Below are 25,872 nucleotides of genomic sequence, written 5' to 3'. Positions count from 1 at the left end.
CAGGTGGCCGGCGGGGGCCGGGAACCGGGAAACCGCCGGGCCGAAATGCCCCCGAGGGGGGACCTGCGGGCCGTGCGCCGGGCCGGGTCGGCAGGCCAGGATGGAACGGTATCCCCACCCCGGGGCCGACGGGGTGGGGCACGATGGGAAAGAAACGGAAAGGTCGTGCCGATGAGCCACCAGACACCCGCGACGGACCGCCCGCTGACCACCGCGCTCGCGGAGGCGGCGGCGACGGCAGGTCACGCCCCCTCGGTGCACAACACGCAGCCGTGGCGCTGGCGGGTCCTGCCCGACGCCCTGGAGCTGCGGGTGGTCCGGGAACGGCAGCTCTCCGCCACCGACCCGGAGGGCCGGCTGGTGGCGGTGAGCTGCGGCGCGGCCCTGCACCACGCCCGGGTGGCGCTGGCGGCCGAGGGCTGGACGGCGCTGGTCGAGCGGCTGCCCGACCCGCAGCAGCCGGACCTGCTGGCCCGGTTGACCGGCCTGACCCGGTCCGGGGCCGACCCGGAGGCGATGCGCCTGGTGCAGTGCATGCAGGTGCGGCACACCGACCGCCGGCCGGTCAGCGACGAGCCGGTGCCCGCCGGGGTGCTCGACGACATCGTCCGCGCCGCCGACGCCGAGGGTGCCCGGTTGCAGATCCTCGACGCCGACCAGGTGATGGAGCTGGCCGCGACCGCCTCCCGCGCCGGCACGGTCGAGGCGGAGGACCCGCAGACCCGCGAGGAGTTGCAGTACTGGACGCACCGGGCCGGAACCGGCACCGGTCTGCCGCCTGAGGTGCTGCCGCAGGATCAGCCGCAGACCACCGTCCCGGCCCGGGACTTCGGCAGCCCCGGCGACCTGCCGGTCGGCCCGGGGCACGACAAGGCCGCCGCGTACGGGCTGCTCTACGGTGACGAGGACGAACCGGACAGCTGGCTGCGGGCCGGTGAGGCGCTCTCCGCGCTGTGGCTGACCGCCACCCGGCACGGGGCGTCGGTGGTGCCGCTGTCCGGCGTGGTCGAGGTGGCCGGCACCCGGCAGACGCTGCGGCACCTGCTCAGCGGGCTCGGCTACCCGTACCTGGTGCTGCGGGTCGGGATCGCGGACCCGGCGCACGCCGGCCCACCGCACACCCCCCGGCTGCCGGCCGCGCAGGTGGTCGACACCTCCGCCGTACGCGACCAGCGGCCCTGACGATCTCGTGCCGGGCGGTCACGGGGCGGTAACATCGCCCGCGTGGCCGCCAGCACCCCTGCCTCCCGCAACGAACACCAGGTCCCCTCGCTCGGGTTGAGCCCGTTGTCCCGGGTCCGCCTCGACGAGCTGCTCCAGGAGATGCTCGACCGGGTCGGCGACGTGGTGACCAGCCGGGAGCGGCTGCGGGCACTGCTCGACGCGGTGGTCGGCATCGGCACCGACCTCGACCTGCGCAGCACCCTGCAACGGATCGTGCAGGCGGCCTGCGAGCTGGTCGGTGCGCGTTACGGCGCGCTCGGCGTGATCGGTCCCGACCGGCTGCTGCACGACTTCATCACCCACGGCATCGACGCCGAACTGCACGCGAAGATCGGTGACCTGCCGCACGGGCGGGGGGTGCTCGGCCTGCTGATCGACGAACCCCGCCCGGTGCGCATGCCCGACATCACCCAACACCCCCAGTCGTACGGCTTCCCGCCGAACCACCCGCCGATGCACAGCTTCCTCGGCGTGCCGGTACGCATCCGCGAGCAGGTCTTCGGCAACCTCTACCTGGCCGAGAAGCAGGGTGCCCCGGAGTTCACCGAGGACGACGAGGAGATCGTCGTGGCGCTGGCCGCGGCTGCCGGCGTGGCCATCGAGAACGCCCGGCTCTACGCGCTGGCCCACCGCCGGGAACGCTGGCTCGCCGCCACCGCCGAGATCACCTCGGTGCTGCTCGGCGAGGTACGCCGGACCGACGCGCTGACCCTGGTGGCCCGCCGGGCCCGGGAGGTCGCCGAGGCGGAGCTGGCGCTGGTGCTGCTCTACGACGAGGACGCCGGCCACTTCACCGTCGAGGTGGTCGACTCCGCCGACGGTGACGCCGACGGGCTGGTCGGCGCGCTGCTGCCGGCCAGCGAGACCAGCTTCGCCGGCCCGGTCACCGAGCGTCGCCGGGAGCTGCTCGACAACCTGGCCGAGGCGGCCCCCTGGCCGGTGCCGGTGGTCGCCGGCCCGGCCGTGGTCTCCCCGCTCGCCGCCGCCGACACCCTGCACGGGGTGCTGGTGGTGGCCCACCGGCCCGACGCCGGCCGGGCCGCCGACGCCGACGTCACCCTGCTGGCCAGCTTCGCCGGTCAGGCCGCCCTGGCCATGGAGCGGGCCCGGGGGCAGGAGGAACGGGAACTGCTGGTGGTCCTGGAGGACCGCGAACGCATCGCCCGGGACCTGCACGACGTGGTGATCCAGCGGCTGTTCGCCACTGGCCTGCAACTGCAGAGCGGCGCGATGCACGCCCGCCCCGACGTCGCCAAGCGGATCAACGCGGCCGTCGACGACCTCGACGCCACCATCCGCGACATCCGCCGCACCATCTTCGAGCTGCGTACCCCGATGAGCGCGGCGCTGCGCACCGAGATCCGGGAGGCGGTCGACGTGGCCGCCGGGTCGCTGGGTTTCCGGCCCGCCGTCGAGCTGGACGGCCCGATCGACAGCGCCGTGCCGGAACCGGTCCGCCCCGACCTCACCGCCGTGCTCCGTGAGGCGCTGTCCAACGCGGTACGCCACGCCGAGGCCACCCGGGTCGCCGTCGCCGTGCGGGTCGACGCCGGCCGGGTCACCGTGACGGTCACCGACGACGGGGTGGGCTGTGATCCGGCCGCCGCCCGGGGTGGCCTGGTGAACCTGCGCGAACGCGCCGAACGGCACGGCGGCGAGTTCGAGGTACGCCGGGTCGAGCCGCACGGCACCCAGCTCTGCTGGTCGGTCCCGCTGCGCGACTGATCAGGGCCGCCGGCCGGTTCCTGCTCAGCCGGGTTGTTCCTGCTCAGCTGGCCCGTTCCTGCTCAGCCGGCCGGCGCGGCCGGGCGTTTCCTGCTCGGCCAGCCGGTGGTCCCCGCTCGGCCGGCGGTGCGGTGGGTCAGTGCCGTTGCCCGAGCAGGCGGGTGGCGAGCACGGCGGCCTGGGTGCGGCGTTCCAGGCCCAGCTTGGCCAGCACGCTGGAGACGTAGTTCTTCACCGTCTTCTCGGCGAGGAACATCTTGCCGGCGATCTCCCGGTTGGTCAGCCCCTCGGCCACGTACTCCAGGATGCGGCGTTCCTGCTCGGTGAGGGTCTTCAACTCGCGGGGCTGCTCGACGCCGCTGCGGATGCGTTCCAGCACCCGGGTGGTGATCGCCGGGTCGAGCAGCGACTGACCGGCCGCGACCCGACGGACGGCGTCGACCAGGTCGGTGCCCCGGATCTGCTTGAGGACGTACCCCGCCGCACCCGCCATGATCGCGGCGAACAGCGCCTCGTCGTCCTCGTACGAGGTGAGGATCAACCCCTTGATCGACGAGTCGACCGCCCGGACGTCCCGGCACACGTCGATGCCGTTGCCGTCGGGCAGCCGGGCGTCGAGGATCGCCACGTCGGGGCGGAGGGCGGGAATCCGCCGGGCCGCCTCCTGCGCGGAGCCGGACTCGCCGACCACTTCGATGTCGCCGCTGCTCTGCAACAGGTCGGCCAGGCCACGGCGGACGACTTCGTGGTCGTCGAGGAGGAACACCCGGATCATCCCTCGTTTCTACCCGCCCGGAGAGGCCCGTGCACGGGCCGAAGGTCCCTAACCCGGCGCGTCGGTCCACCTTTCCCGGCACGTCGCGCCGGGGACGGGCGGCCCGGCCGGGTCGGGGAGGGCGGCCCGGCGGGTCGGGACGTCCGGCCCTGCCCGGCCCACCCCCGGGTGACGGACCGTGGAGGGGAACCACCACCGGGAACCGGGTCGGCGTCGGCCGGCCGGGGCGACGCGTTCCCCGCTCGGGGTGGAGCGGCACGAACCGCCACGGAAGGAGCACGACCATGGGCACCGGGTACACCGAGGCGCAACTACGGGCCGCCGTCGCGGACGCCGTCCGCGCGCCCTCCCTGCACAACACCCAGCCGTGGCGGTTCCGACTGCGCGACGGCGGAATCGAGGTGTCGGTCGACCCGACCCGCCGGCTGCCGGCCACCGACCCGAGCGGCTGGGGCACCCGGATCTCCGGCGGGGCGGCCCTGTTCAACCTGCGGCTGTCCCTGGCGGTGGCGGGTACCCCGGCCACCGTACGGCTGCGACCGTACCCGGCCGACCCGGACGTGCTGGCCCGGCTGGTCCCGGACCTGCCGCGCCGGCCCACCCCCACCGAGCAGAGCCTGTACGCGGCCATCGCGCGCCGGTTCAGCAACCGGGCGCCGTTCTGGCCCGACCCGGTGCCCGCCGACGCCCGCTGGCGGCTCGGTGAGGCGGCCCGTACCGAACAGTGCTGGCTGGAGCTGGTGATCGGGGTGAGCGCCGTCAATGCCTTCGCCGAGGTCGCCCGCAGCGCCCACCGGGTGCTCGAACGCGACCCCGCCTACCGGGCCGAACGCGCCGACTGGGTGCGTACCGAACCCGCCCCCGACGGGGTGCCCGCCCGCGCCGGCGGACCGCAGACCGAGCCGCAGGATCTGCTGCCGTCGCGGGGCTTCGGCGGCCTGGACCGTGCCCCCGGCCGCGACTTCGAACCGGAACCGCTGGTGGCGGTGCTCGGCGCGGCCGGCAACACCGTCGTCGACCAGGTGCTCGCCGGGCAAGCGTTGCAGCGGGTTCTGCTGACCGCCACCGACGCCGGGCTCGCGGTGTCGATGCTGTCGCAGCCGATCGAGGTGTCGGGGGCGCGGGAGGCGCTGCGGCTGTCGCTGGGACGTTTCGGCACACCGCAGATGGTGATGCGGATCGGGTACGGGCAGCCGGGGGTGGCGACCCCGAGGCGGAGCGTGGACGAGGTGCTGGACGTGGCGGTGGCATCCGGCTGAACGCCTCCCTGTGCCGCCGTAGCGACTACCGACGGGATTCGAATGCCTCCTAAGCTCCACTACTCGTATCGGAGCCATAGGCCGCGTCGTATGCGGTATTGCGGTCGCCTCCCTGACCCTTTCCTCCCAGGGAACCCCTAGACCTCCTGCTCCTCTCCTTGGCCATCTCCTGAATGACCAGGCGACCGGCGGCCGCCTCGTCGGTCGCACCACGATTGACCCTCCGCCGCATCACTACAACCATGACCGAGATCGCAGCAGACACCAGAACAGCACCGACCACAAACCAAACAGCCATATCGACTCCCACGGCTTTCCTCCAATCCGACAACGGCACTAGAGGCCGCCACGCTTGGCCCGCCACTTCGCCCACACCCGCATCCGGCGTAGTTCGTCGTAGCGGAAGCACTGGGTGTCGGCGACGCCGACCTGGGGGGTGTCGGCGATGGACGTGATGTTGCCCGCCGCGTCGTAGCTGTAGCTGGTGTCGTTGACCGTGCCGGTGGCGGTCTCCGGCTTGACCTTCGTACGGGTCACCCGCCGGGTGACGGAGTCGTAGTAGGTTGAACGTAGAGGTCGCTGTCGGTCTGGCGGGTGGTCAGCGTGGGCTCGCCGTACCGGGTGTAGTCCTGCCCGATCACGTACTGGCCGACACCGGTCAGGTTGGAGGACAGTTCAGTAGGCAGGCCGGTCGTCGAGTCATACCTGGTCTCCACCAACTCGGAGAGCAGCCCACCAGAAAGCGGGTAGGTGATAGTGGTGGGGCTGCCATCGTATGTGGCGTAGCCGTAGCGATAGTTCCAGATTCCCGCCAGGCCGCTGCCCTCGTTGGCGGGAATCACATAGTTCACGCCGGTCGGCTGGTAGCGGATGTTGAAGGCGGTTGCCTGCCACTTGTAGACGTTGGTGGAGCCGGCCGACTCGTAGCGGATGCTCTGTAGTAGGTGTTCTGCACCGGTTGACCGTGGTCGGTGCTGCCGACCATGACCTTGATGTCGGACTCGGAGACCTGGGTGACGACGTACTTGTGCCAGTACTCGGTGATTTCAAGGTCGGCGTCGTGCGGGTCCGGGCCGACCACCGGATACAGGATCTCCGGCGCCCCGACCCCTCATACCCGGACGGGTCGGCGGCTAACGGGGATGCTGCGCGGCAAGCAGGGCGTCCTCCCGGGCCGGGTCGAGGCCGACGGTCGTCCGCGCCGGCCGCCCCGCACGGGGCGGGACCGTGCCCACCCGCTCCAGCCAGCGCCAGGTGTCAGCGACCGTCTCGGCCACCGGGCGACAGGTCAGCCCCGCCGCGTACGCCTTCTCGACGCCACGTTGCTGCAACCACCGGTACTCGTGGCCTGGTGGAATCCAGATCGGCAGGTCGTTCCACGGTTCGATCCCGGCGGCGAGGATCACCTCGGGGTCGGTCCAGCGCAGCCGGGCGTCGGCACCTGTCACCGCCACCGCCTCGCGCAGCAGTTCACCCATCGTGGTGTGCCCCGGTCGACTGATCACGTTGAACGCCCCGCCCACCCCCTCGGCGGCCCGGTCGAGCATGAAGGCAGCCAGGTCCCGGACGTCGACGTACTGCACCGGCAGGTCGGCCGGCCCCGGGGCCAGCACGTCACCGCCCCGGGCCACCCGGCGCAGCCACCACGGCAGCCGCCCGATGTCCTCCCCCGGCCCGAGGATCAGCCCTGCCCGCACCAGCAGGGCGCGGTCGCCGAACACCCCGGTCGCGGCCAGTTCACCGCCGGCCTTGCACCGGGCGTAGTCGTCGTCGCCGGTGTCGTCGGCCGCCGACGACACCACCGCCGACTCCTCGCCGGCCCCGGGGAGCACGGGCGGGGCGTAGACCGAGCCGCTGGAGACGTAGGCGTAGTGCCCGGCGGAGCGCAGCTGCGTGGCGGCATCACGTACCGCGCGGGGCGCGCCGTCCCAGGTGTCGACCACGATGTCCCACGCGCCGCCGGCCAGTTCGGCCAACCCGCCCGGCGCGGTCCGATCACCCCGCAACCGGTGTACGCCCGGCGGGGTCGCCCCGTGTATCCCCCGGTTGAACATGGTCACCGTCCAGCCCCGGCGTACGCCCTCGGCCACGACGGCGGAGCCGACGAAACCCGTGCCGCCCAGCATCAGCAGTCTCATACGTCCCACCCTGCCGGCCCGGGACATCAGCGGGGCATCCTGTTCACCGGCAGCGGATCTGCCCTCGGCAGAACCCGCTCCCCCACCACCCCGCATCAGCCGCGCACCGACCCCGTGCCTCGTTGCGCACATTCGTCATATAGCGGTATCCGCCCCGGCCCAAAGCCGCTATTTCGGCCCCGTGACGATAGGCCCATGCCGTCTCCCGGAAGATGTCCGCCCATCGTCACGGAAGGCACGGACCGAACATTCGGCGCACATTCCAGTCCGTCCACCGACGGGTCGACAATGGGTCCCTAGGCGGTCGACTCGGCGGACACCGGTATGCCTGTCAGGCATATTCATGACCCACAGGAATGAAGCTCTCCGCGCAAGACTGCCCGCACTCCCACACCACAGGCAACGGTTGAGGCAGGCTTCCGGGGGCGATCAACGGCGCCTCCCGGCTGCGGACGAACCAGACCAACACCTGAATCGGCGTGCTCGGCCAGAATCCCCGCAAGGGGCAGCGTCGCCAGCCCGTACCGGGAGACCCAGGGTCACCCACACCCGTGCGGAGGTGGCCGCCGAGTTGGCCGACGTGGTCTTCACCGCCCTGGTCGCCATCGAGAGCCTGGGCCTGGACGCCCGGTCGGTGGTGACCGCCTGCGCCGCGAAGGTCGAGTCCCGGATCACCCCCTGACGACCCGCCCGACCCCGATGGCCGATACCGCCCCGGCCCCGGCCCTGGCCCTGGCCCCAGTGCCGGTGCCGGTGCCGGTGCCGGTGCGACGATCGTCCGGTATCACCCGGTCCGACCGCTGTCGTCGTGACCGGCGGCACCCCCGGGCCGGAATCCCGACCCCGCCCCCGGCGTTACACCCTGCGTACGACCGCAGCAGCACCCCGGACCACCCGACGTCCCGGCCGCCGGCGGAATGACCCGGCACCGACGCTCGTTACACCCCCGGTACGACCGCAGCAGGCAGTACCCCGGCCGACCCCGCACCCCGCACCCGCCGGGCGGGAATGGCCCCGGACCCCCGGTCGTTACACCTGACCCCGGCACGAGCGGCCACCGCCCCGGCCGGGAACCCCCTGAACTTCTTTTCCCCGTACGAGCGCCCCCGACGTGGTGCCCACGCCCCCTTCCGCAGCCCGTCCCCCACGGGCACACCCAGCCCTCCACGGGCCGGGTCGGGGCGTCTACCCCCGAAGGAGCAACCCCATGAAGACCACCATCATGAACACCACCATCCTGCGTAAGAGCGTCCTCGGCATCGCCGGTCTCGCCGTCGCCGGAGGCATCGCCGCCGGCCCGCTCAACCACGACACCCCCACCATCGACACCCGCCCCGTCGCCACCGTCCAGGCCGACAAGCCCACCGTGGACACCACCAAGCTGATCCCGCACGGCGTGCAGGGCGAGCAGTCCCGCATCGACCTCAACGACGAGCAGACCAGCAACGCCAAGGCGATCATCGCCGCCACCAAGAAGGCCGGCATGGACGAACGCTCCGCCGTCGTGTCGATCGCGACCAGCCTGCAGGAGTCGAAGCTGGAGAACCTCGGCCACCTCGGTGACCGCAACGACCACGACTCGCAGGGCCTGTTCCAGCAGCGGCCGTCCAGTGGCTGGGGCACCGTCGAGCAGATCACCGACCCCGAGTACGCCACCCTGGCGTTCCTCAAGGGCCTCAAGCAGGTCGACGGCTGGCAGGACATGCCCCTGACCAAGGCCGCCCAGACCGTCCAGGTGTCGGCGTACCCCGACCACTACGCCCAGTGGGAACAGCAGGCCGCCGACCTCGTCGCCCAGCACTGGAACAGCTGACCCACCCGCGACGCCACCACGAAGCGCGTCCCCACGAAGCGCATCACCATGAAGCGACATCATGCGAAGGCCCCCGGCTCAGCTGAGCCGGGGGCCTTCGTGATCCTCTGGTGGGCGATACTGGGTTTGAACCAGTGACCTCTTCCGTGTCAAGGAAGCGCGCTCCCACTGCGCCAATCGCCCGTGGTCGAGAGCGGACGACGGGATTCGAACCCGCGACCCTCACCTTGGCAAGGTGATGCGCTACCAGCTGCGCTACGTCCGCGTGCCGCCCGGTCTCCCCGGCGACGGGGTGAACTCTACCCCATTCCAAGATCGCCCGCCCGGCCGACCCCACCGCGTGCTCCCTCCCGACGATTGCCCTGCTCATCGACGGGGTACTGCATCCCGACAGCACACTCCCACCCCCAAGGAGCTGTCATGGGAATCGGAACGAGCATCTTCCTGCTCGCCGTCGGCGCGATCCTCACCTTCGCGGTGAACGCGAGCGTCGGCGGTGTCGATCTCGACGTCGTCGGCTGGATCCTGATGGCCGCCGGTGTCCTCGGCCTCGTCATGGTCCTGCTGATGCGCGATCGCCGCCGTACGGTCACCACCGCCGAGCCGGTGGCGTACCAGCGGGTCGAGGAGCGTCGGGACGTCGCTCCGCCGCTGTGAGGCGACCGACCCGGCACCCCGCGACGCGGGGGTGGACCGGCCCGTAGTGCTACCGCGTGGACGGCAGCGCGTCGAGCCGGTCGCGCACCAGTGCGGCGTCCGGGTGGCCGAGCTGGTCGAGCACGTCGAGCGCCTGCCCCCAGGCGGCCCGGGCCGCGTCGGGTTCGGCGGCGGCCAGGTGGCTGTCACCGACGTGCATCAGCGTGACGGACTCGTAGTAGCGTTCGCCGGTCTCCCGCCACAGCACGAGCGCCTCCCGGAAGCAGTCGAGGGCGTCGCGGTGCCGGCCGAGGTGGTGGTGGGCGAAGCCCAGACTGTCCCACGCGTGCGCCTCCCAGTAGCGGTTGCCGGTCTGCTGCTGCCGCACCAGGGCCTGGCCGCAGTAGTCCAGCGCACGGAGGTGGTCGCCGAGCTGGATGTGGTACCAGCCGATGTTGTTGAGCGCGTTGGCCTGCCCCTGCGCGTGCCCGGCGGCCTCGAACAGGCGGTGCGCCCGTTGCGCGTGGCGCAGCGCCCGCCGGTGGTCGTCCTGCCGCTCCGCGAGGATGCCGAGGTTCAGTTCGGTCCGCCCACCACCGACCCGGTCGCCGAGTTCGGCGTACAACAGCCGGGAGCGTTCCAGATGCTCGTGGGCCTCGTCGTACGCGCCGAGGCGCAGGCAGGCGACGGCCCGGTTGCGGTGGGCGCGGGCCTGCCCGTCGCGGTCCCCGGCCGCCGTGGCGGCCCGCAACGCCAACTCCTGGGCGCGGGACTGGTCCGTCCAGGCACCCACCCGGTCGAGGTAGGTGTTGACGCTCCACGCCAACTGCCAGGCGTGCGTCGGTAACCCGTGCTCGACGGCCAGGCCGATCGCGGCGAGCAGCGCCCGGTGCTCGGCGGCCAGCCACGCCCACGCCTCGTCCCGGTCGGCCGGCGCGGGCACCGCCGTCCCGGGGTGCGCCGCCGGCAGGTCGATGTCGTCGCGGTGCTTGTGCAGCAGCAGAGCGGCGGCGTACGCGGTGTGCAGGTAGTGGTCGAGCAGCCGGCACAGCGCCGCCCGCCGCAGGCCGGCGGAGTCGGTGGCCACGGCCAACTCGACGGCGTACGCGCGGAGCAGGTCGTGCAGGACGTACCGGCCGGGGGCGTGCTCGGTGAGCAGGTTCGCCCGGGTCAGTACCGCCAGCGGCCGGCGCACCTCGGCCGGGGCCAGGGCGGCGAGGCTGGCCGCCGCCGCCACGGACACGTCGGGCCCGGGGTGCGTGCCGAGCGCCCGGAACAGGTCGGCCGCCGCCGGATCGAGACCCCGGTACGACCAGGACAGCACCGCGCGGACGTCGACGCCGGCCTCGCCGCCACTGAACGCGTCGAGGGCGCCCCGGCTCACGCTCAGCTCGGCGGCGAACCGGGCCAGCGGGAAGTCCGGATAGGTGGCGGCCCGCGCGGCCACGATCGCCAACGCCAGGGGCAGCCCGGCCGCCGCGGCGACGACCCGGTCCACCGCCTCCGGCTCCGCCGCGACCCGCTCCGCGCCCAGCCGGCGGGACAGCAGCTCACGCCCCTCCGCCGGGGAGAGCAGACCCAGCGGCAGCGGTCGGGCCCCCTCGGCCGTGACCAGCCCCGGAAGCTGGTTACGGCTGGTGACCAGGACCAGGCATCCCGGCGAGCTGGGCAGCAGCGGACGTACCTGGTCGGCGTCGCGGGCGTTGTCCAGCAGCACCAGCACCCGCCGGTCGGCGAGCAGGCTGCGGTAGAGGGCGGCCTGTGCCGCCAGCCCCACCGGAATCCGCTCCGGCGGCACCGCGAGCGCCTCCAGGAAGCCGGCCACCGCCTCGGCGGGACTCAGCGCGGGCGACTCGGCGTCGAAGCCGCGCAGGTCGACGTAGAGCTGGCCGTCCGGGAAGCGGTCGGCGACCTGGTGCGCCCAGTGCACGGCCAGGGCCGTCTTGCCCACACCCGCCGTACCGCCGATGATCGCGACGGGGACGGTGCCCGGCGGGCCGGCCGGCTCGGTGAGCAGGGCGGTCAGGGCGGTCAGCGGCGCGGACCGGCCGGCGAAGTGCCGTACCGCCGCCGGTAGCTGGCGGGGCACGAACGGTGCCGGGGCCGACGACGCGGTGGCGGCGTGGGCCTGCCGGTCCGGCTCGGCGCGGGCGGCCGTGGCGAGCCGGTCGTCGGCGCGCGCCGCGTCCGCCGCCGCCAGCAGCTGCCAGTACGCCGCCTCCCAGCGGGCCTGGTCGGTCAGCTCGGCGGGCAACCGGATGCCGGCCTGTCCGGCGTACGCGACACACGCGCCCAGGTAGCCGGTGACGAAGTCCCAGTCCGGCAGCGACTTGGCGTTGAGCTTGTCGCTGAGGGTGGAGCGGGCCAGCGGCCTGCCCCGGGCGGCGGCGACCGCCACCAGGGAGTTCAACGACGGCCCGCCCGCCTGCTGGCGTAGTCGCCGCAGTTCGTCGGCGAAGGCGAGCAGCGCCTCCCGACCCGTCTCCCCCACCCCACACCCCACCCGGCGTCGCGATGTTCCCCTGGAAGAACCGGAGCCAGGATAGCTTGGCATCGATGTGCGGTGATGCCCCGGAACGGGGGCGGCGACCGGGCCGGCGACCGGACAGCCGCAGGGTCGGACAACAGCGGGACCGGACAGCAGTAGGGCCACCTTCCGTCACGGAAGGTGGCCCTACTGACCGAGTGGGCGATACTGGGTTTGAACCAGTGACCTCTTCCGTGTCAAGGAAGCGCGCTCCCACTGCGCCAATCGCCCGTGCTTGTTACCGAGGTGGGGACGGGATTTGAACCCGCGTACACGGCTTTGCAGGCCGTTGCCTCGCCTCTCGGCCACCCCACCGAGGTTGCCCCCGTCATGCGTGGCGGCAGCTCCGAGCGGACGACGGGATTCGAACCCGCGACCCTCACCTTGGCAAGGTGATGCGCTACCAGCTGCGCTACGTCCGCTTGCCTCCGGGACGACACCCGGTGACGGATGGAAACTCTAGCCGAGCGGTCTCACCGATGCCAAATCGGGGCCGCCGACGGCGCGTCAGGCCGCCACGATGGTGACCGGCACCACCATCCGCAGAGCTTCCTAGGAGAGTTGGTCGTCGCAGGTGGGCACCTCGCCCGCACCCCTACCGAACAGGTCGGCAAGGTAGCCGACCCGCCGGTGGGGTGCTGTCCGGCTTCCGACTACCGGCAGCCGGATCGGGCGGGTCGGTAACTCCCCGTGGTCGGTTCGATAGGTTACCGTAGCGGCGTGACGAGACGTGCCGCCGCCGATGTCCGCCTGGATTCCCTGCTGCGCACGGCCTGCGACGTGATCGTCGAGCGTGGACTCGCCAACACCCGCACCGCCGACGTGGCCGCCGCCGCCGGGGTCAGCCAGGCGCTGGTCTTCTACCACTTCGCCACCAAGGAGCGGCTGCTCGCCCAGGCGTTCGCGTACGCCGTCGAGCAGGAACTGTCCCGGCTGGACGCGGTGCTGCGCTCCGCCACCCCGCCACTGACCAAGCTCCGGCGCATCCTGCGCCTCTACACCCCCACCGGGCGTCCCTGGGCGATGTGGATCGACGGCTGGGCCGAGTCGCTGCGCACCCCGGAACTGGAGAAGGTCTGCCGGCGGCTCGACCTGCGCTGGCGGCAGGACCTGGCAGCGGTGATCTCGGCCGGGGTGGCCGACGGGACCTTCGAATGCGCCGACCCCGCCGGTGCCGCCTGGCGGATCAACGCGGTGATGGACGGGCTCGCCGTCCAGCTCGCCGTGCACGAGCGGGTGATCTCCCGGCGACAGTTCGGCGAGTGGATCCGGCTGGTCACGGCCCGGGAACTGGGGCTCGACCCCGCCCAGCTCGTCTGATCCGCGCACTCCGCGCCATTGCCCCCGTCCGATCCGCCTGGTATCCACGTATGCGCATGCGTTACCCCGCCTGCGCCGGGCCGGCGGTGCGCCGGTCCCCGCTCCCACGAGGAGGATCCGTGCCCAGACCGGAGTGGACACCCCGAACGAGCCGGCATCGACGCCGGCTCGTTCCCGTACTGGCGACCGCCGCCGTGGTCGCCGCCCTGCTGCCCGGCGGAGGCACCGCCACGGCCGCGCCGGGCGACACCGCGGCCCCGGCCCCGGGCCGCTCCGGCTCGTTCGCCGACGACCGCCACCAGGCCGCCGACGTCGACAACCGCACCGGTACGGCCGCACCCGACGCCCGCCAACGCAGCCTGGCCCGCGCCACCGGCGCCCCGGTGCGCTGGAACCGGCTCGGCACCCCGCACGCCCTCGGCCCGGCCCGGCTCGCCACCGGCCTACCCACCGACCCGGAGGCCGCCGCCCGGCGTTACCTCGCCACCCAGCGGGACCTGTTCGGGCTGGACGCCGACGCGGTGACCGCGCTCGACCGGGTGCTGGTCCGGCGGATCGGCGACGGCGCGGTGGTCACCCTGCGGCAGCGCTTCGGCGACCTGCCCGCCGGCCACGACGGGCTGGTCACCGTGGCGGTCGCCGACGGCACCGTGCTCTCGGTCAGCTCCTCGCTGACCCGGGACGCCTCGGCCCCCGCCCCGGCCACCCGCACCCCCGGGCAGGCGTACGCCGACGCCCTCGCCGACGCCGGCCTGGCCGCCGACGCGGTGGCCAGCCACCGGGTGCGCCCGGTCGCCGTGCCCACCCCGGTCGACGGCAACCGGGCCGCCTACGAGGTGACCCTGATCGGGCGGGACAGCGACCACCCGGCCGCCTTCACCACCTACGTCGACGGGATCACCGGGAAGGTGCTGGTCCGCGAGGACCTCGTCGACTTCGACTCCGACAACCCGAGCTGGGCGGTCTACCCAGCCACCCCGCCGCAGGACCTCGCCCCCGGGCAGGACCCCCGGGTCCGCTGGTGCGCCAGCCCCGCACCCGACTGCGCCGCCGCCTTCCGCGACCCGGCGAGCGGGCAACCCTGGGACGTCGACCTCGCCACCGGGGCGCCCACCGGCACCACCCGGGGCAACTCCGCCAACACGGTGGTCTCCTGGGGCGCCGGCAGCCCCATGGTCAACGCCCCCGACCGGCCGGACCGGCGCTACGAGTACCCGTTCACCGACCAGTGGCACCAGGCCCGCTGCAACCCGGCGGCGTTCACCTCGGCCCAACGCAACGACGCCGACGCCGCCACCGCCAACCTGTTCGCCATGCACAACCGGATGCACGACTGGGCCTGGCACCTCGGCTTCACCGAGGCCACCTGGAACCTCCAGGCGGTCAACGTCAGCGGCGCCGGGCTGGGTGGCGACGCCGAGCAGGGGCGGGCCCAGCAGGGCGCGCTGAGCGGCAACCGGAACAACGCCAACCAGTCCACCCCGCGCGACGGGCTGCCGCCGAGCACCAACATGTACCTGTGGCAGCCGCAGGCCGGTGGGCCGTACCCGCCGTGCGTCGACGGCGACTACGACATGACGGTGATCGGCCACGAGTACACCCACGCCATCACCAACCGGATGATCGCCGGCCCGGACAGCGGGATCGGCGGCCACCAGGGCGGGGCGATGGGCGAGTCGTGGAGCGACCTGCTCGCCGCCGAGTACCTCTACGAGCACGGCCTGCGCGCCCCCGGTGAGACGCCCTTCGTCACCGGCGGCTACGTCACCGGCAACCTGGTCAGCGGCATCCGCAACTACGACCTGAGCCGCAGCCCGCTCAACTACTCCGACGTCGGCTACAACACCGGCGGGCCCGCGGTGCACGCCGACGGGGAGATCTGGGGCGCGACCAACTTCCGCATCCGCGCCGCCCTGGTCAAGAAGTACGGCCTGGGCACTCCGGCGCGGCAGCTCGACTGCGCCCAGGGCCGGGTGGCCGCCGAGAACTGCCCCGGCAACCGGCGCTGGGTGCAGCTGGTCTTCGACTCGTTCCTGCTCCAGGCGGCCAGCCAGGTCAGCATGCTCGACATGCGGGACAACCTGCTCACCGCCGACCGGCTGCGCTTCGGCGGGGCCAACCAGGAGCTGATCTGGGCCGAGTTCGCCCGCTCCGGGATGGGTCGGGACGCCGCCACCGTCGGCGCCGCCGACACCGACCCGACGCCGAGCTTCGCCAGCCCGGCCGGCGGCAACGCCACGCTGACCCTGCGCCCCCGGGGTGACAGCGCCAACGCGCCGATCCGGCTCTACGTCGGTGACTACGAGGCGCGGGCCACCCCCGTCGCCGACACCGATCCGGCCACCCCGCTGCCGGCCACCTTCGAGGCCGTCGCCGGGACGTACCAGCTGCTGGCGGTCGCCCCCGGCTTCGGCCACCAGCGCCTGGAGGTGGTCGCGAAGGCCGGCCAGCAGGGGTACGTCGACCTGCGGCTGAGCCAGAACCTGGCGTCCACCAGGTCGGGGGCGAGCATCGCCGGGGACGGGGTGAACCTGGACCGGATCGCCGACGACACCGAGGCCACCAACTGGGCGTCGTTGACCGGGGTGGCCGGCAAGCAGGTCACCGTGACACTGCCCTTCGGCACGCCGCAGCCGGTGCAGCGGGTCACCGTCAGCGCCATGCTCCGCCCGGCGATCACCGGCGACGCCGACCCCGGTGCGCAGAACGCGCTGAGCGCGCTGCGGTCGTTCGCGGTGTCGACCTGCGACGCGACCACCACCGACTGCGCCGACCCGGCCCGCTGGACCCGGATCTACACCAGCGCCGACGACGCGTTCCCCGGTGGGAGGTACCGGGCCTACAGCCGGGACCTGATCGCCAGGTCGTTCCGGGTGCCGGCCACCGTCGCCACCCACGTCCGGCTGGAGGTGCTGGCCAGTCAGTGCACCGGCGGCCCGGCGTACGCCGGTGAGCAGGACGACGACCCGGCGACCCGGACCGACTGCGCGACCGCCAGCCCGGCGCGCGACCAGGTGCGGATCGCCGAGTTCCAGGTGTTCGCGAAGTGAAACCCGCCGGGGCCGGGTGGTGGCGCCACCCGGCCCCGGCGGCCCCCGATCACCGTCGGACGGTGGTCCAGCGGACCGGTCGACGGACCGGGCGGGCATCGTCGCCCGCCACACCGTCGGACGCGGTCCGGGTGAGCTGCCGCAGCCGCATCAGCAGGCCGACACCGAGGAAGAGCAGCAGGCCGCCGAGCAGGAACGCCGCCTGCACCAGTCCGAAGCCCCCGCTCTGGTCGGCCGACCGGTTCGCCGCGGCCGGCGGCGGCACCTCGGCCAGCGCCTCCTCGGTCGGCTCGGTCTCCTCCTCGCTCGGCTCCAGCACCTCCTCGGTCGGCTCCGGCGACGCGGTGGTCGGCTCGGGCGCGGCCGTGGTGGGCGCAGGCGCCGTGCCGACGACCTGCCGGGTGGCGGTGCGTCGGGCGAGCAGCCGCAGGTTCGGGTCGTACGCCTCGGCGGCCATGGTGATCCGGCCCCGGGTGACGTCCTCGGCGAAGGCCACCCGGTAGGTGGCGGTGACCGTACGGTCCGGGCAGAGGGTGCCCGGGTCGAGTTGCCGGTCGGTCAACCGGGCCACGTCGCCCTGGGCCCGGATGTCCAGCGGGAACGAGCCGGTCTCCTCGACCCGGTCCATCTTGACCTGGTCCAGCCGCAGCCCCTGCACCGAGAGCACCATCGACCAGCGGACCTTCACACAGCCGCCGTTGCCCTGGCGGGACACCACCGCCGAAACCGTCCGCACCTGGTCGCCGGCGGTGAACTGGGCGGGCAGGCCACTCAGCTCGGTGGAGAAGCGGTCCGCCGCCGACGCCGGTGTCGGCCCGACGAGCCCTGTCCCCGACAGGCAGGCCAGCACCGCCCCGACCCGTAGCGCGTTCCGCCACACCATCACCACCGCCTCGCTCCTCCCGTCGGTCTTGTCCACTCGCCACGCTATGAGCAGGATGGGGAAGCCGGTAGACGGGCGTGTTCGCGCCGATCGGCAAGTGCGGTGCCGGTTAACACCGACAGTGGTGAACCGGTCACCCGTCCTCGCCGACACGCCGGGTGACGGCGTGGGCTAGGCCGCTTCGTCGGGCCGGTGAGGGTCGACCGCGCCGGGGTTCGCGCGGCTGACATCCTGGGCGGGTGTCCGATCTCTCCGCGGCCTTCGTCCGGCTGCACGCCCGGCTCGCCCCGGTCGCCTTCGTACCCGAGGTGCGGTTGCACCAGGCCGACGAGCCGATCGGCCTGTGGGAGCTGACCGAGGGTGAGTTCCGCAGCTCCCAGCCGCCGCCGTTCTGGGCGTTCGCCTGGGCCGGTGGGCAGGGCCTGGCCCGGTACGTCACCGACCACCCGGAGACGGTCGCCGGCCGCCGGGTGCTCGACCTCGCCTCCGGCTCCGGCCTGGTCGCCATCGCCGCCGCACGGGCCGGTGCGGCGACCGTGCGGGCGGTGGAGATCGACGAGCGGGCCGTCGCCGCCGTCGCCCTCAACGCCCACGCCAACGGGGTACGCGTCGATGCCGAACTGGCCGACGTGCTCGACGGCGACGCCGGGGACGCCGAGGTGCTGCTCGCCGGGGACGTCTTCTACAGCGAGGCGATGGCCCGCCGGGTGCTGCGTTTCCTGCTGCGGGCCGCCCGCTGCGGCGCCCGGGTGCTGGTCGGCGACCCGGGCCGGGCGTTCCTGCCCCGGGAACGGTTCCGCGAGCTGGCCGGCTACGACGTGCCGGTGCCGGAGGCGTTGGAGAGCGTCCGGGTGAAGCACACCACGGTGTGGGAACTGGACCCCGCCCCGCCGGGGGCCGCCCGCTAGCGTGACCGGGTGCTGTTCCGGGGGTGGGAGGCGTCCGTCGACGAGCCCTGGCCGGACGTGGCCACGGTCGTCGACCGGGTCGGCGGCGTCCACCTGGTGGTGACCCGGCACGCGCTGGTCCGGCAGGTGCTCGCCGACGCGGTGACCTGGCGGCCCGACAACGCCCTGGACGCGGTGACCCCGATCCCGGTGGCCGCGCTGCGGGTGCTCACCGCGCACCGGTTCCGGCTGCCGCCGACGCTGGCGAACAACGCCGGCCCCAGCCACCCGGCGATCCGGGCGATCGTCGCCGAGGCGCTGCACCCCGACCGGGTGGCCGCCCAGCGACCGTGGCTGACCGCCCTGGTCCGGGCCCGGGTCGCCGACATCGCCGCCGACCTGGCCGCCGGTCGGCCGGTCGACCTGCACGCCCGGCTCGCCGCCGACCTGCCGCTGCTGGCGCTGGCCCGGCTGGTCGAGCTGCCGGACGCCCCGGTGGGCGCGGTGAAGGACTTCGCGCGGGCGGCACTGGAACTGTTCTGGGCCCCGCTGGACGCCGACCGGCAGCAGAGCCTCGCCGTCGAGGTGGGCCGGTTCCACGCCGTACTGCGGGAGTTCGCCGGCACCGGCGGCGGCCTGGCCGCTCGGCTGCGCGCCGCCGGGCACCGTCCGGACGTGGTGGTCGGGGCGCTGTTCTTCCTGCTGGTCGCCGGCCAGGAGACCACCAGCCAGTTCCTCACCCTGCTGCTGCACCGGCTCACCGGCGAACCGGGGGTGCGCGCCGGGCTGCGGGCCGGCACGGTCGCTGTGGCCGACGTGGTCGAGGAGGGCCTGCGCCGGGAGCCACCGATCGTCACCTGGCGGCGGGTGGCGGCGACGGACACCGCGCTGGGCGGCGTGCCGGTGCCGGCGGGCAGCTCGGTGCTGCTGTGGCTGGCCCGCGCCGGCTGCGACCCGGAGGTGGTGGCCGACCCGGCCGGGTTCCGCCCGGGGCAGCGCGGGTCCCGTCGGCACCTGGCCTTCGGGGCGGGGGCGCACCGCTGCGTCGGCGCGCAGCTGGCCCGGCTGGAGGCGGCGGTGGTGGTCGCCGAGGCGACGCCGCTGCTGGACGCGGTGACGGTGGTCCGTCCGCCGTGGTGCCCGGACAACCTCACCTTCCGGATGCCCGACGCCTTCGTGGTCCGCCGCAGCGGGTGACCCTCCCGCCGGCCCGACCAGAGGCACCGGCACGGCCCGCCGGCACACCGCGCGGCGTACGGGCGTAACCCGGCCTCCTGGCGACGGGTTGAGCCCAGTGTCGACGCGCGGTCGCGCGTCCGCCTGTCGGGCCGGGGGGTGAGGGTGCAGCGCACGCCGGTCGTCCTCGTCCCACTGCTCAGCATCGTCCTGCTGTGGCCGATGGCGGTCGTCCCCGGTGGCGAACCGCTGCCCACCGCCGCTACCGCCGGGCAGCTCACCGTGGCCGGGTCCACCCCGTCGAGCCGGTTGAGTACTCCCCCCGTGACCCTCCGTTGTATTTTGGACCGTCTATACGCTCGTATCAGTCGGGAGAAGCCGGTAGTATCAGACATCGACAGGTATCAACGCCTTTCGACCGGCCCGGCTGCCTCGGACAGCGCCGGAGCGGGTCGGACCGGAGGGGAGATCGGAACGGCAGTCGGGCGGGCGGGGCGCGGGCAGTCGTCGACCGAACGACGTGACCCGATCGGGCAGGAGTGCCCCGGGGTCCGGGGCACCCCCCACCGGTGGCAGCGGGGCACGGACCGGCGTCCGACCCCCGACACCGCCGACGCCGTGCCGCTGAGGGTGAGCGTGCTGCGCTGCTGACTGGTGGCGGTCCGCTCCACCATGCCCGTCGCCGTCGCGCGACGTCCGGCCGATCCGGCGACGAACCCCGTCGCCGGTCCGCAACAGACCGCCGCCCAGCCCGTCGTTTCGCCGGTCGGTGAGCGACGGCGAGGTGGCGACCCGTTGACCGCTGCCAGCCTCCTGGATGTGAATCGTGCTCTCCACTGACACCCGGCGTGCCCTGCGCGCCGACCTACCCGCCTCACTCGTGGTCTTCCTCGTCGCACTGCCGCTCTGCGTGGGCATCGCCGTCGCCTCCGGCGTCCCCGTCGAACTCGGCCTGGTCACCGGCGTCGTCGGCGGGCTGGTCGTGGGCATGATGCCCGGCAGCAGCATGCAGGTCAGCGGCCCGGCAGCCGGCCTGACCGTGCTGGTGGCCGAGGCCGTGGACCGCTACGGCCTGGCCGGCCTCGGCACGATCGTGCTGATCGCCGGGCTGATCCAGATCGGCCTGGGGTTGCTCCGGCTCGGCCGGTGGTTCCGGGCCATCTCGATGGCAGTGGTGCACGGCATGCTCGCCGGCATCGGGCTGCTGCTCATCGCCGGGCAACTGCACATCCTGGCCGGCGCCGACACCGCACCGGTCGGCCTCGCCGCGTTCGCCGGCCTGCCGGCGCTGGTCGGTGACCTGACCAGCTCCGAAACCGCCAGGCTGTCGCTCGTCGTGGGAACCGCGACGCTCGCGGTGATGCTGCTCTGGAACGTCCTGCCCGGAAAGCTGCGGACCGTGCCCGGCGCGCTGGTCGCCGTGGTCGCGGCGGCCGGGGCGAGTGTCCTGCTGGACCTGCCGGTCGACACCATCGAGGTGTCCGGGCTGCTCGCGGCCATCCAACCGTCGCTCGGGCATCCGAGCCAGCTCGCCGACCTCGGAGTGCTCGCCACCATCGCCACGTTCGCCCTGGTCGCCTCGGCGGAGAGCCTGTTCAGCGCGGCGGCGGTCGACCGGCTGCACCAGGGACCGCGCACCGACTTCGACCGGGAACTCGTCGCCCAGGGCACCGGCAACACCGTATGCGGCCTGCTCGGCGCGCTGCCGATGACCGCCGTCATCGTGCGCAGTTCCGCAAACGTGCACGCCGGCGCGAAGACCAAGGCCTCCCGGGTGCTGCACGGGCTGTGGCTCCTGGTCTTCGTCGCCGCCGTACCCGGCCTGGTCGGGCTGATCCCCCTGCCGGCGCTCGCCGCCGTGCTGGTGCACGCCGGGTGCAAGCTGCTGCCGCTGCGGACGCTTCCCGACCTGTGGCGGGAACACCGGGGCGAGGCGGTGGTGCTGGTGGTGACGGCCACCGCGATCGTCACCACCGACATGTTCACCGGGGTGCTGGTCGGCCTCGGCCTGGCGGTGGCCAAGGCGGCCTGGGAGACGTCGCACGTCCGGGTCACCGTGGACGACGGCGACGGCGGCACCGGGCCGATCGACGTCGCCATCGTCGGCAACGCCACCTTCCTGCGGCTGCCCACCATCCTCAACACGCTGCACGCGCTGCCCGCCGAGCGGATCATCCGGCTGGACCTGCACGGCCTGCGGCACCTCGACCACGCCTGCGGCACCGCGCTGGACACCTGGATCGAGGCGCACAACCGCTCCGCCGGCGGCCAGGTGCAGGTCGTCGCGCCCCGTCCGGCCGAGGACGACCGGCCCCGCCCCGTCCCCGCCACCGAGTGAGCAGGGACGGTCGCCACCGCGGCCCGGGACCGGTCCGTCGCGATCCGCGCCGCCACCGCGGCCCACGGCGGTGTGGCGCTCAGCCGGCGTCCTCGGCCCAGGTGCGCCAGTCGTCGAGCACGCCGTACAGGTCGGGGGTGAGCCAGCCCGGAGCGGACCGGCGGAACACCCCCGGGTCCATCGCCCCGGCCCCGGCCGGCAGCGCGCCGAGCAGGTTCGGCACCAGCTCCGTCAGGTTCGCCCAGTGCACCAGCTGCGGCTCCGCCGGCCACGCACCGATCACCACCCCGGCGGGCACGGCCCGGCGCTCCAGAGCCTCCAGGGTGAGCGCGGTGTGGTTGAGGGTGCCCAACCCGGCCCGGGCCACCACCACCGCCGGAGCACCCAGCGACACCGCCAGGTCGGCCACGGTCCACGCCTCACCCGACGGACGCAGCCCCATCGGCACCAGCAGCCCCCCGGCCCCCTCGACGAGCACCAGGTCGTGCTTGTCGACCTCCGCGCGGATCGCGTCGACGGCCGTGTACAGCTCCAACGGCTCCAGCTCGGCCACCCGGGCGGCGGCCAGCGGAGCCAACGGGTCGGGGTAGCTGGCCAGGGTACGACCGGTCAGCGGGGCGGCCAGCCGGGTCACCGCGTCCACGTCACCGGGCTCGCCGGTGGCCGTCCCCGACTGGCCCGGCTTGACCACCGCGACCCGCAGGCCGGCGGCCTGCGCCGCGGCCGTGATCGCCGCCGTCACCACCGTCTTGCCGACCTCGGTGTCGGTCCCGGTGACCACCACCGCACCCTTCCACCCACTCAAGGCAGGACCACCTCGGTTCGCGACTGCGGGGCTCGCAAAACCGGCTCACTCCTCACGCTCACAGGACCACCTCGGTTCGCGACTGCGGGGCTCGCAAAACCGGCTCACTCCTCACGCTCACAGGACCACCTCGGCTCGCGACTGCGGGGCGCACTCCACGATGGTCTCCAGGGCGTGTTCGAAGTCCGCCCGGGTGACCCCGGTGGAGAGGGTCAGCCGGAGGCGGGAGCGGTGGTCCGGGGTGGACGGTGGGCGGAAACAGCCGACCGCGACGCCCCGGGCCCGGCAGTCGGCCGCCCAGGCGGTGGCGGCCTCCGGACCGGGTGCGGTCACCGACACCACGGCGGCGTCGGGGGTGGACACCGGCAGCCCGGCCGCGCCGAGGCGGCGTACCGCGTAGCCGGCCCGGTCGGCCAGTTCGGCGCGCAGGTCCTCGGCGGAGCGGGCCAGCGCCACGGCGGCGCGTACCCCGGCGGCGACGGCCGGTGGCGGCGCGGTGTCGAAGATGAAGGTCCGCCCGGTCTCCACCAGGTGCCTGACGAACTCGGCCGGGCCGGCGACCACCCCGCCGGCACCGCCGAGCGCCTTGGACAGGGTCGCGGTGACCACCACGTCCGGCGCGCCCGCGAGCCCGGCGGCGGCCACCGCGCCGGCGCCGGCCGGGCCGGCGACCCCGAGTCCGTGCGCGTCGTCGACCAGCAGCAGCGCGCCGTGCCGCCGGGCCACCGCGTGCAGCGCGGCCAGCGGCGCGAGGTCGCCGTCGACGGAGAACACCGACTCGGTGACCACCACCGCCGGGCGGCCCGGCGCGGCGGCGAGCGTCGCGGCCACCGCGTCGACGTCGGCGTGCGGGGTGACCACCGTCTCCGCGCCGGAGATCCGGCAGCCGTCGATCAGCGAGGCGTGGTTGTGGGCGTCGGAGACGAGCAGGGTACGCGGCTGCACCAGGCCCCGGACGGCGGCCAGGTTGGCCAGGTAGCCGGAGGAGAAGACGAGTGCCCGGTCGACGCCGAGCCAGTCGGCCAGGTCGTCCTCGAGCGCGTGGTGGACGTCGGTGGAGCCGCGGACCAGCCGGGAGCCGGTGGCGCCCAGCCCGTACCCGGACAGGGCCCGGCCGGCGGCGGCCACCACCTCGGGGTGGGTGGAGAGGCCCAGGTAGTCGTTGCCGGCCAGATCGACGTCCGGGTCACCGGCGGCGCGGGGGCGCAGGGTACGGGTGAGCCCCGCCTTCGCCCGCAGCGCGGCGCGCCGGTCCAGGGCCGCCAGCCAGTCCGCCACCGGTCCCGCCTCCGTCCGTCGTCCGACCTGCCGCCCGCCCGTCCGTCGGGCGTCTGCCGCCCACGGACGACCGGCCCGTGCCGGTGGGTGACGGCGTTGCCGCCGCCGGGCGAAATTACCATCCGCCGGGCCGGCACCGGCGTGGCGGCGGGCCCCCGCCACGCCGCGCGAGGGGCGGCCCGCGGGGCCGCCGGGGTGGCCCGGGGGCCGTCGGCTCGGGCGTTTCCCGGCCCGCACCGGCCTTGTAGGGTACGAGCCATGCCAGAGATCCTCGACCAGGCCCGGACCCAGGTGCTGGGCGACGGCGTCGGCCTCGACCAGGCCGGTGTCCTCGCGGTGCTGACCCTGCCCGACGAGCACCTCACCGCCGCCCTCCAACTCGCCCACGAGGTGCGGATGCGCTGGTGCGGCCCGGAGGTCGAGGTCGAGGGGATCGTCTCGCTGAAGACCGGCGGCTGCCCGGAGGACTGCCACTTCTGCTCGCAGTCCGGCCTGTTCACCTCGCCGGTCCGGTCGGTGTGGCTGGACATCCCGTCGCTGGTCGAGGCGGCGAAGCAGACGGCGGCGACCGGGGCGAGCGAGTTCTGCATCGTGGCCGCCGTGCGCGGTCCCGACGACCGGCTGATGAAGCAGATGCGCGAGGGGGTCGCCGCGATCCGCGCGGAGGTCGACATCCAGGTCGCCGCGTCGCTGGGCATGCTCAGCCAGGAGCAGGTCGACGACCTAGTCGAGATGGGCGTGCACCGCTACAACCATAACCTGGAGACCTGCCGCTCGTACTTCCCGAACGTGGTCACCACGCACTCGTGGGAGGAGCGCTGGGAGACCCTGCGGATGGTCCGCGAATCGGGCATGGAGGTCTGCTGCGGCGGCATCCTCGGCCTCGGCGAGACCGTGGAGCAGCGCGCCGAGTTCGCCGCGCAGCTCGCCGAGCTGGACCCGCACGAGGTGCCGCTGAACTTCCTCAACCCGCGTCCGGGCACGCCGCTGGGCGACCGGCCGGTGGTGGAGGGTAAGGACGCGCTGCGGGCCATCGCCGCGTTCCGGCTGGCCATGCCGCGCACCATCCTGCGGTACGCGGGCGGCCGGGAGATCACCCTCGGTGACCTGGGCACCCGCGACGGCCTGCTCGGCGGGATCAACGCGGTGATCGTCGGCAACTACCTGACGACGCTGGGGCGGCCCGCGACCGACGACCTGAAGCTGCTCGACGAGCTGAAGATGCCGGTCAAGGCGCTCTCCGCCACCCTGTGAGGTGATGATGACCGACGCGGGTGACCCGACCACCGACGGTCGTACGGCGGAGTCCGCCGTGCTGACGTCGGCCGCGACCTGGTGCGACCGCTGTGGTGCGGACGCCACGGCGGGCCCGCACCCGGGGTGCGCGGCGGCCCGGGTGCTGGAACCCCCGCGCTACTGCGGGCACTGCCGACGGCGGATGAAGGTGCAGGTGCTGCCGGTCGGCTGGGCGGCGGTCTGCGTCGAGCACGGCGAGCGGCGGGGCTGACGCGTGCTGCGCGGTCGGACGGTGACACTGCGCCCGGTGACGGAGGCCGACGTGCCGGCCCTGGCCGCGATCCGGGCCACCCCGGAGGTGCGCCGCTGGTGGCGCGGCGGCGACGACCTGGCCGCGTCGGTGCGGGCCGACCTGGCCGACGACGCCCTGACGGTCTACGTGATCGAGCACGCGGGCCGGCTGGTCGGGGCGATCCAGTGGTACGCCGAGACCGACCCGGACTACCGCCACGCCAGCCTGGACGTCTTCCTGGACCCGGCGGCACGCGGCAACGGGCTGGGCGGGGACGCGGTGCGCACCCTGGTCCGGCACCTGGTCGACGAGTACGGCCACCACCGGTTCACCATCGACCCGGCGGCGGCGAACACGGCGGCGATCCGGGCGTACGCGAAGGTGGGGTTCCGCCCGGTGGGCGTGATGCGGCGCTACGAGCGGGGCGCGGACGGACGCTGGCACGACGCGCTGCTGATGGACCTGCTCGCGGAGGAGTTGGCCGGCTGAAACCGGGCGGGGCGTGCCCGG

The 25,872-nt window shown here is 73.9% G+C and carries 22 protein-coding genes and 5 tRNA genes; 14 read left to right on the top strand and 13 right to left on the bottom strand.

Going from position 1 to position 25,872, the window contains the following annotated elements; all coding sequences use genetic code 11:
- The first annotated feature begins 171 nt into the window (after window positions 1-171).
- Entirely contained in the window at window positions 172-1,182 is a 1,011-nt protein-coding gene (locus tag ACN268_RS30405) for an Acg family FMN-binding oxidoreductase (RefSeq protein ID WP_421486470.1), read from the top strand.
- A 96-nt stretch (window positions 1,183-1,278) separates the two neighbouring features.
- A complete protein-coding gene (locus ACN268_RS30400; RefSeq protein ID WP_421487036.1) occupies window positions 1,279-2,949 on the top strand; it encodes a GAF domain-containing protein in 1,671 nt (556 codons plus the stop codon).
- A 136-nt stretch (window positions 2,950-3,085) separates the two neighbouring features.
- Here the strand turns inward: ACN268_RS30400 and ACN268_RS30395 are convergent, their stop codons facing one another.
- Window positions 3,086-3,724 (bottom strand): response regulator, encoded by a 639-nt coding sequence (locus tag ACN268_RS30395; protein WP_067310092.1) that lies wholly within the window; start codon window positions 3,722-3,724, stop codon window positions 3,086-3,088.
- A gap of 284 nt (window positions 3,725-4,008) precedes the next feature.
- Between ACN268_RS30395 and ACN268_RS30390 the strand changes: the two genes are divergently transcribed.
- Complete coding sequence (locus ACN268_RS30390; RefSeq protein WP_421486468.1) at window positions 4,009-4,983, top strand: Acg family FMN-binding oxidoreductase; 975 nt, start codon at window positions 4,009-4,011, stop codon at window positions 4,981-4,983.
- A 336-nt stretch (window positions 4,984-5,319) separates the two neighbouring features.
- On the opposite strand, the gene ACN268_RS30385 is transcribed toward ACN268_RS30390, so the two are convergent.
- The 3 genes from ACN268_RS30385 to ACN268_RS30375 all read right to left on the bottom strand — a co-directional run bounded on the left by ACN268_RS30385 (window position 5,320) and on the right by ACN268_RS30375 (window position 7,121).
- Window positions 5,320-5,520: a hypothetical protein gene (locus ACN268_RS30385; protein WP_421486466.1), complete on the bottom strand. Its 201-nt coding sequence runs from the start codon at window positions 5,518-5,520 to the stop codon at window positions 5,320-5,322.
- Window positions 5,517-5,834 carry a hypothetical protein gene (locus tag ACN268_RS30380; RefSeq protein ID WP_421486464.1) on the bottom strand — a complete coding sequence of 106 codons (318 nt, stop codon included), beginning with the start codon at window positions 5,832-5,834 and terminating at the stop codon, window positions 5,517-5,519. The genes ACN268_RS30385 and ACN268_RS30380 overlap by 4 nt, the downstream gene beginning before the upstream one ends.
- Before the next feature lie 282 nt (window positions 5,835-6,116).
- Window positions 6,117-7,121 carry an NAD-dependent epimerase/dehydratase family protein gene (locus ACN268_RS30375; RefSeq protein WP_421486462.1) on the bottom strand — a complete coding sequence of 335 codons (1,005 nt, stop codon included), beginning with the start codon at window positions 7,119-7,121 and terminating at the stop codon, window positions 6,117-6,119.
- A gap of 559 nt (window positions 7,122-7,680) precedes the next feature.
- On the opposite strand from ACN268_RS30375, the gene ACN268_RS30370 reads away from it, so the two are divergent.
- Together ACN268_RS30370 and ACN268_RS30365 are read left to right on the top strand one after the other, a co-directional pair.
- Window positions 7,681-7,803 (top strand): hypothetical protein, encoded by a 123-nt coding sequence (locus ACN268_RS30370; RefSeq protein ID WP_421486460.1) that lies wholly within the window; start codon window positions 7,681-7,683, stop codon window positions 7,801-7,803.
- Between the two features lie 540 nt (window positions 7,804-8,343).
- A complete protein-coding gene (locus ACN268_RS30365) occupies window positions 8,344-8,934 on the top strand; it encodes a hypothetical protein (protein WP_421487035.1) in 591 nt (196 codons plus the stop codon).
- Window positions 8,935-9,042: 108 nt separating this feature from the next.
- On the opposite strand, the gene ACN268_RS30360 is transcribed toward ACN268_RS30365, so the two are convergent.
- Window positions 9,043-9,117 (bottom strand) — tRNA-Val (locus ACN268_RS30360).
- A gap of 9 nt (window positions 9,118-9,126) precedes the next feature.
- Window positions 9,127-9,199, bottom strand: a tRNA-Gly gene (locus ACN268_RS30355).
- Window positions 9,200-9,354: 155 nt separating this feature from the next.
- Here ACN268_RS30355 and ACN268_RS30350 point away from each other — a divergent pair.
- A complete protein-coding gene (locus tag ACN268_RS30350) occupies window positions 9,355-9,591 on the top strand; it encodes a DUF6458 family protein (RefSeq protein WP_421486458.1) in 237 nt (78 codons plus the stop codon).
- Window positions 9,592-9,640: 49 nt separating this feature from the next.
- Here ACN268_RS30350 and ACN268_RS30345 read toward each other — a convergent pair whose 3' ends face one another.
- The 4 genes from ACN268_RS30345 to ACN268_RS30330 form a co-directional block, all read right to left on the bottom strand.
- Complete coding sequence (locus ACN268_RS30345; RefSeq protein WP_421486456.1) at window positions 9,641-12,061, bottom strand: ATP-binding protein; 2,421 nt, start codon at window positions 12,059-12,061, stop codon at window positions 9,641-9,643.
- Between the two features lie 195 nt (window positions 12,062-12,256).
- Window positions 12,257-12,328: transfer RNA gene (locus ACN268_RS30340), tRNA-Val, on the bottom strand.
- Between the two features lie 13 nt (window positions 12,329-12,341).
- Window positions 12,342-12,412 (bottom strand) — tRNA-Cys (locus ACN268_RS30335).
- 34 nt (window positions 12,413-12,446) lie between these two features.
- A tRNA-Gly gene (locus ACN268_RS30330) sits at window positions 12,447-12,519 on the bottom strand.
- 298 nt (window positions 12,520-12,817) lie between these two features.
- On the opposite strand from ACN268_RS30330, the gene ACN268_RS30325 reads away from it, so the two are divergent.
- Both ACN268_RS30325 and ACN268_RS30320 read left to right on the top strand, forming a co-directional pair.
- The gene (locus ACN268_RS30325) at window positions 12,818-13,417 is read left to right on the top strand and encodes a TetR/AcrR family transcriptional regulator (protein ID WP_421486455.1); all 600 of its coding nucleotides are present in this window, start codon (window positions 12,818-12,820) and stop codon (window positions 13,415-13,417) included.
- A gap of 119 nt (window positions 13,418-13,536) precedes the next feature.
- On the top strand, window positions 13,537-16,467 hold the full coding sequence (locus tag ACN268_RS30320; protein WP_421486453.1) for a M36 family metallopeptidase: 2,931 nt from the start codon (window positions 13,537-13,539) through the stop codon (window positions 16,465-16,467).
- Between the two features lie 49 nt (window positions 16,468-16,516).
- On the opposite strand, the gene ACN268_RS30315 is transcribed toward ACN268_RS30320, so the two are convergent.
- Complete coding sequence (locus ACN268_RS30315) at window positions 16,517-17,386, bottom strand: hypothetical protein (protein WP_421486452.1); 870 nt, start codon at window positions 17,384-17,386, stop codon at window positions 16,517-16,519.
- Window positions 17,387-17,589: 203 nt separating this feature from the next.
- Between ACN268_RS30315 and ACN268_RS30310 the strand changes: the two genes are divergently transcribed.
- The 3 genes from ACN268_RS30310 (at window position 17,590) to ACN268_RS30300 (ending at window position 21,751) form a co-directional block, all read left to right on the top strand.
- Window positions 17,590-18,258 carry a class I SAM-dependent methyltransferase gene (locus ACN268_RS30310; RefSeq protein ID WP_421486451.1) on the top strand — a complete coding sequence of 223 codons (669 nt, stop codon included), beginning with the start codon at window positions 17,590-17,592 and terminating at the stop codon, window positions 18,256-18,258.
- A 9-nt stretch (window positions 18,259-18,267) separates the two neighbouring features.
- A complete protein-coding gene (locus tag ACN268_RS30305) occupies window positions 18,268-19,434 on the top strand; it encodes a cytochrome P450 (protein ID WP_421486449.1) in 1,167 nt (388 codons plus the stop codon).
- 805 nt (window positions 19,435-20,239) lie between these two features.
- Window positions 20,240-21,751 (top strand): SulP family inorganic anion transporter, encoded by a 1,512-nt coding sequence (locus tag ACN268_RS30300; protein WP_421486448.1) that lies wholly within the window; start codon window positions 20,240-20,242, stop codon window positions 21,749-21,751.
- Window positions 21,752-21,830: 79 nt separating this feature from the next.
- Here the strand turns inward: ACN268_RS30300 and bioD are convergent, their stop codons facing one another.
- Together bioD and ACN268_RS30290 are read right to left on the bottom strand one after the other, a co-directional pair.
- A complete protein-coding gene (bioD, locus tag ACN268_RS30295; RefSeq protein ID WP_421487034.1) occupies window positions 21,831-22,535 on the bottom strand; it encodes a dethiobiotin synthase in 705 nt (234 codons plus the stop codon).
- Between the two features lie 138 nt (window positions 22,536-22,673).
- On the bottom strand, window positions 22,674-23,834 hold the full coding sequence (locus ACN268_RS30290) for an 8-amino-7-oxononanoate synthase (protein WP_421486446.1): 1,161 nt from the start codon (window positions 23,832-23,834) through the stop codon (window positions 22,674-22,676).
- A 258-nt stretch (window positions 23,835-24,092) separates the two neighbouring features.
- On the opposite strand from ACN268_RS30290, the gene bioB reads away from it, so the two are divergent.
- From bioB to ACN268_RS30275, 3 genes are read left to right on the top strand one after another with little or no spacing between them, the layout of a single operon-like run.
- On the top strand, window positions 24,093-25,088 hold the full coding sequence (bioB, locus tag ACN268_RS30285) for a biotin synthase BioB (RefSeq protein ID WP_088645442.1): 996 nt from the start codon (window positions 24,093-24,095) through the stop codon (window positions 25,086-25,088).
- Window positions 25,089-25,095: 7 nt separating this feature from the next.
- Window positions 25,096-25,341, top strand: coding sequence for a hypothetical protein (locus ACN268_RS30280; RefSeq protein WP_421487033.1), 246 nt, complete (start codon window positions 25,096-25,098; stop codon window positions 25,339-25,341).
- A gap of 3 nt (window positions 25,342-25,344) precedes the next feature.
- On the top strand, window positions 25,345-25,851 hold the full coding sequence (locus ACN268_RS30275; RefSeq protein ID WP_421486445.1) for a GNAT family N-acetyltransferase: 507 nt from the start codon (window positions 25,345-25,347) through the stop codon (window positions 25,849-25,851).
- The last annotated feature ends 21 nt before the right edge of the window (window positions 25,852-25,872 follow it).

The organism is Micromonospora sp. WMMD735, from assembly GCF_049178995.1.
Classification (GTDB): Bacteria; Actinomycetota; Actinomycetes; order Mycobacteriales; family Micromonosporaceae; genus Micromonospora; species Micromonospora wenchangensis.
Note: the sequence above shows the minus strand (reverse complement) of the source record. Positions and strands in the feature narration are given on the sequence as shown.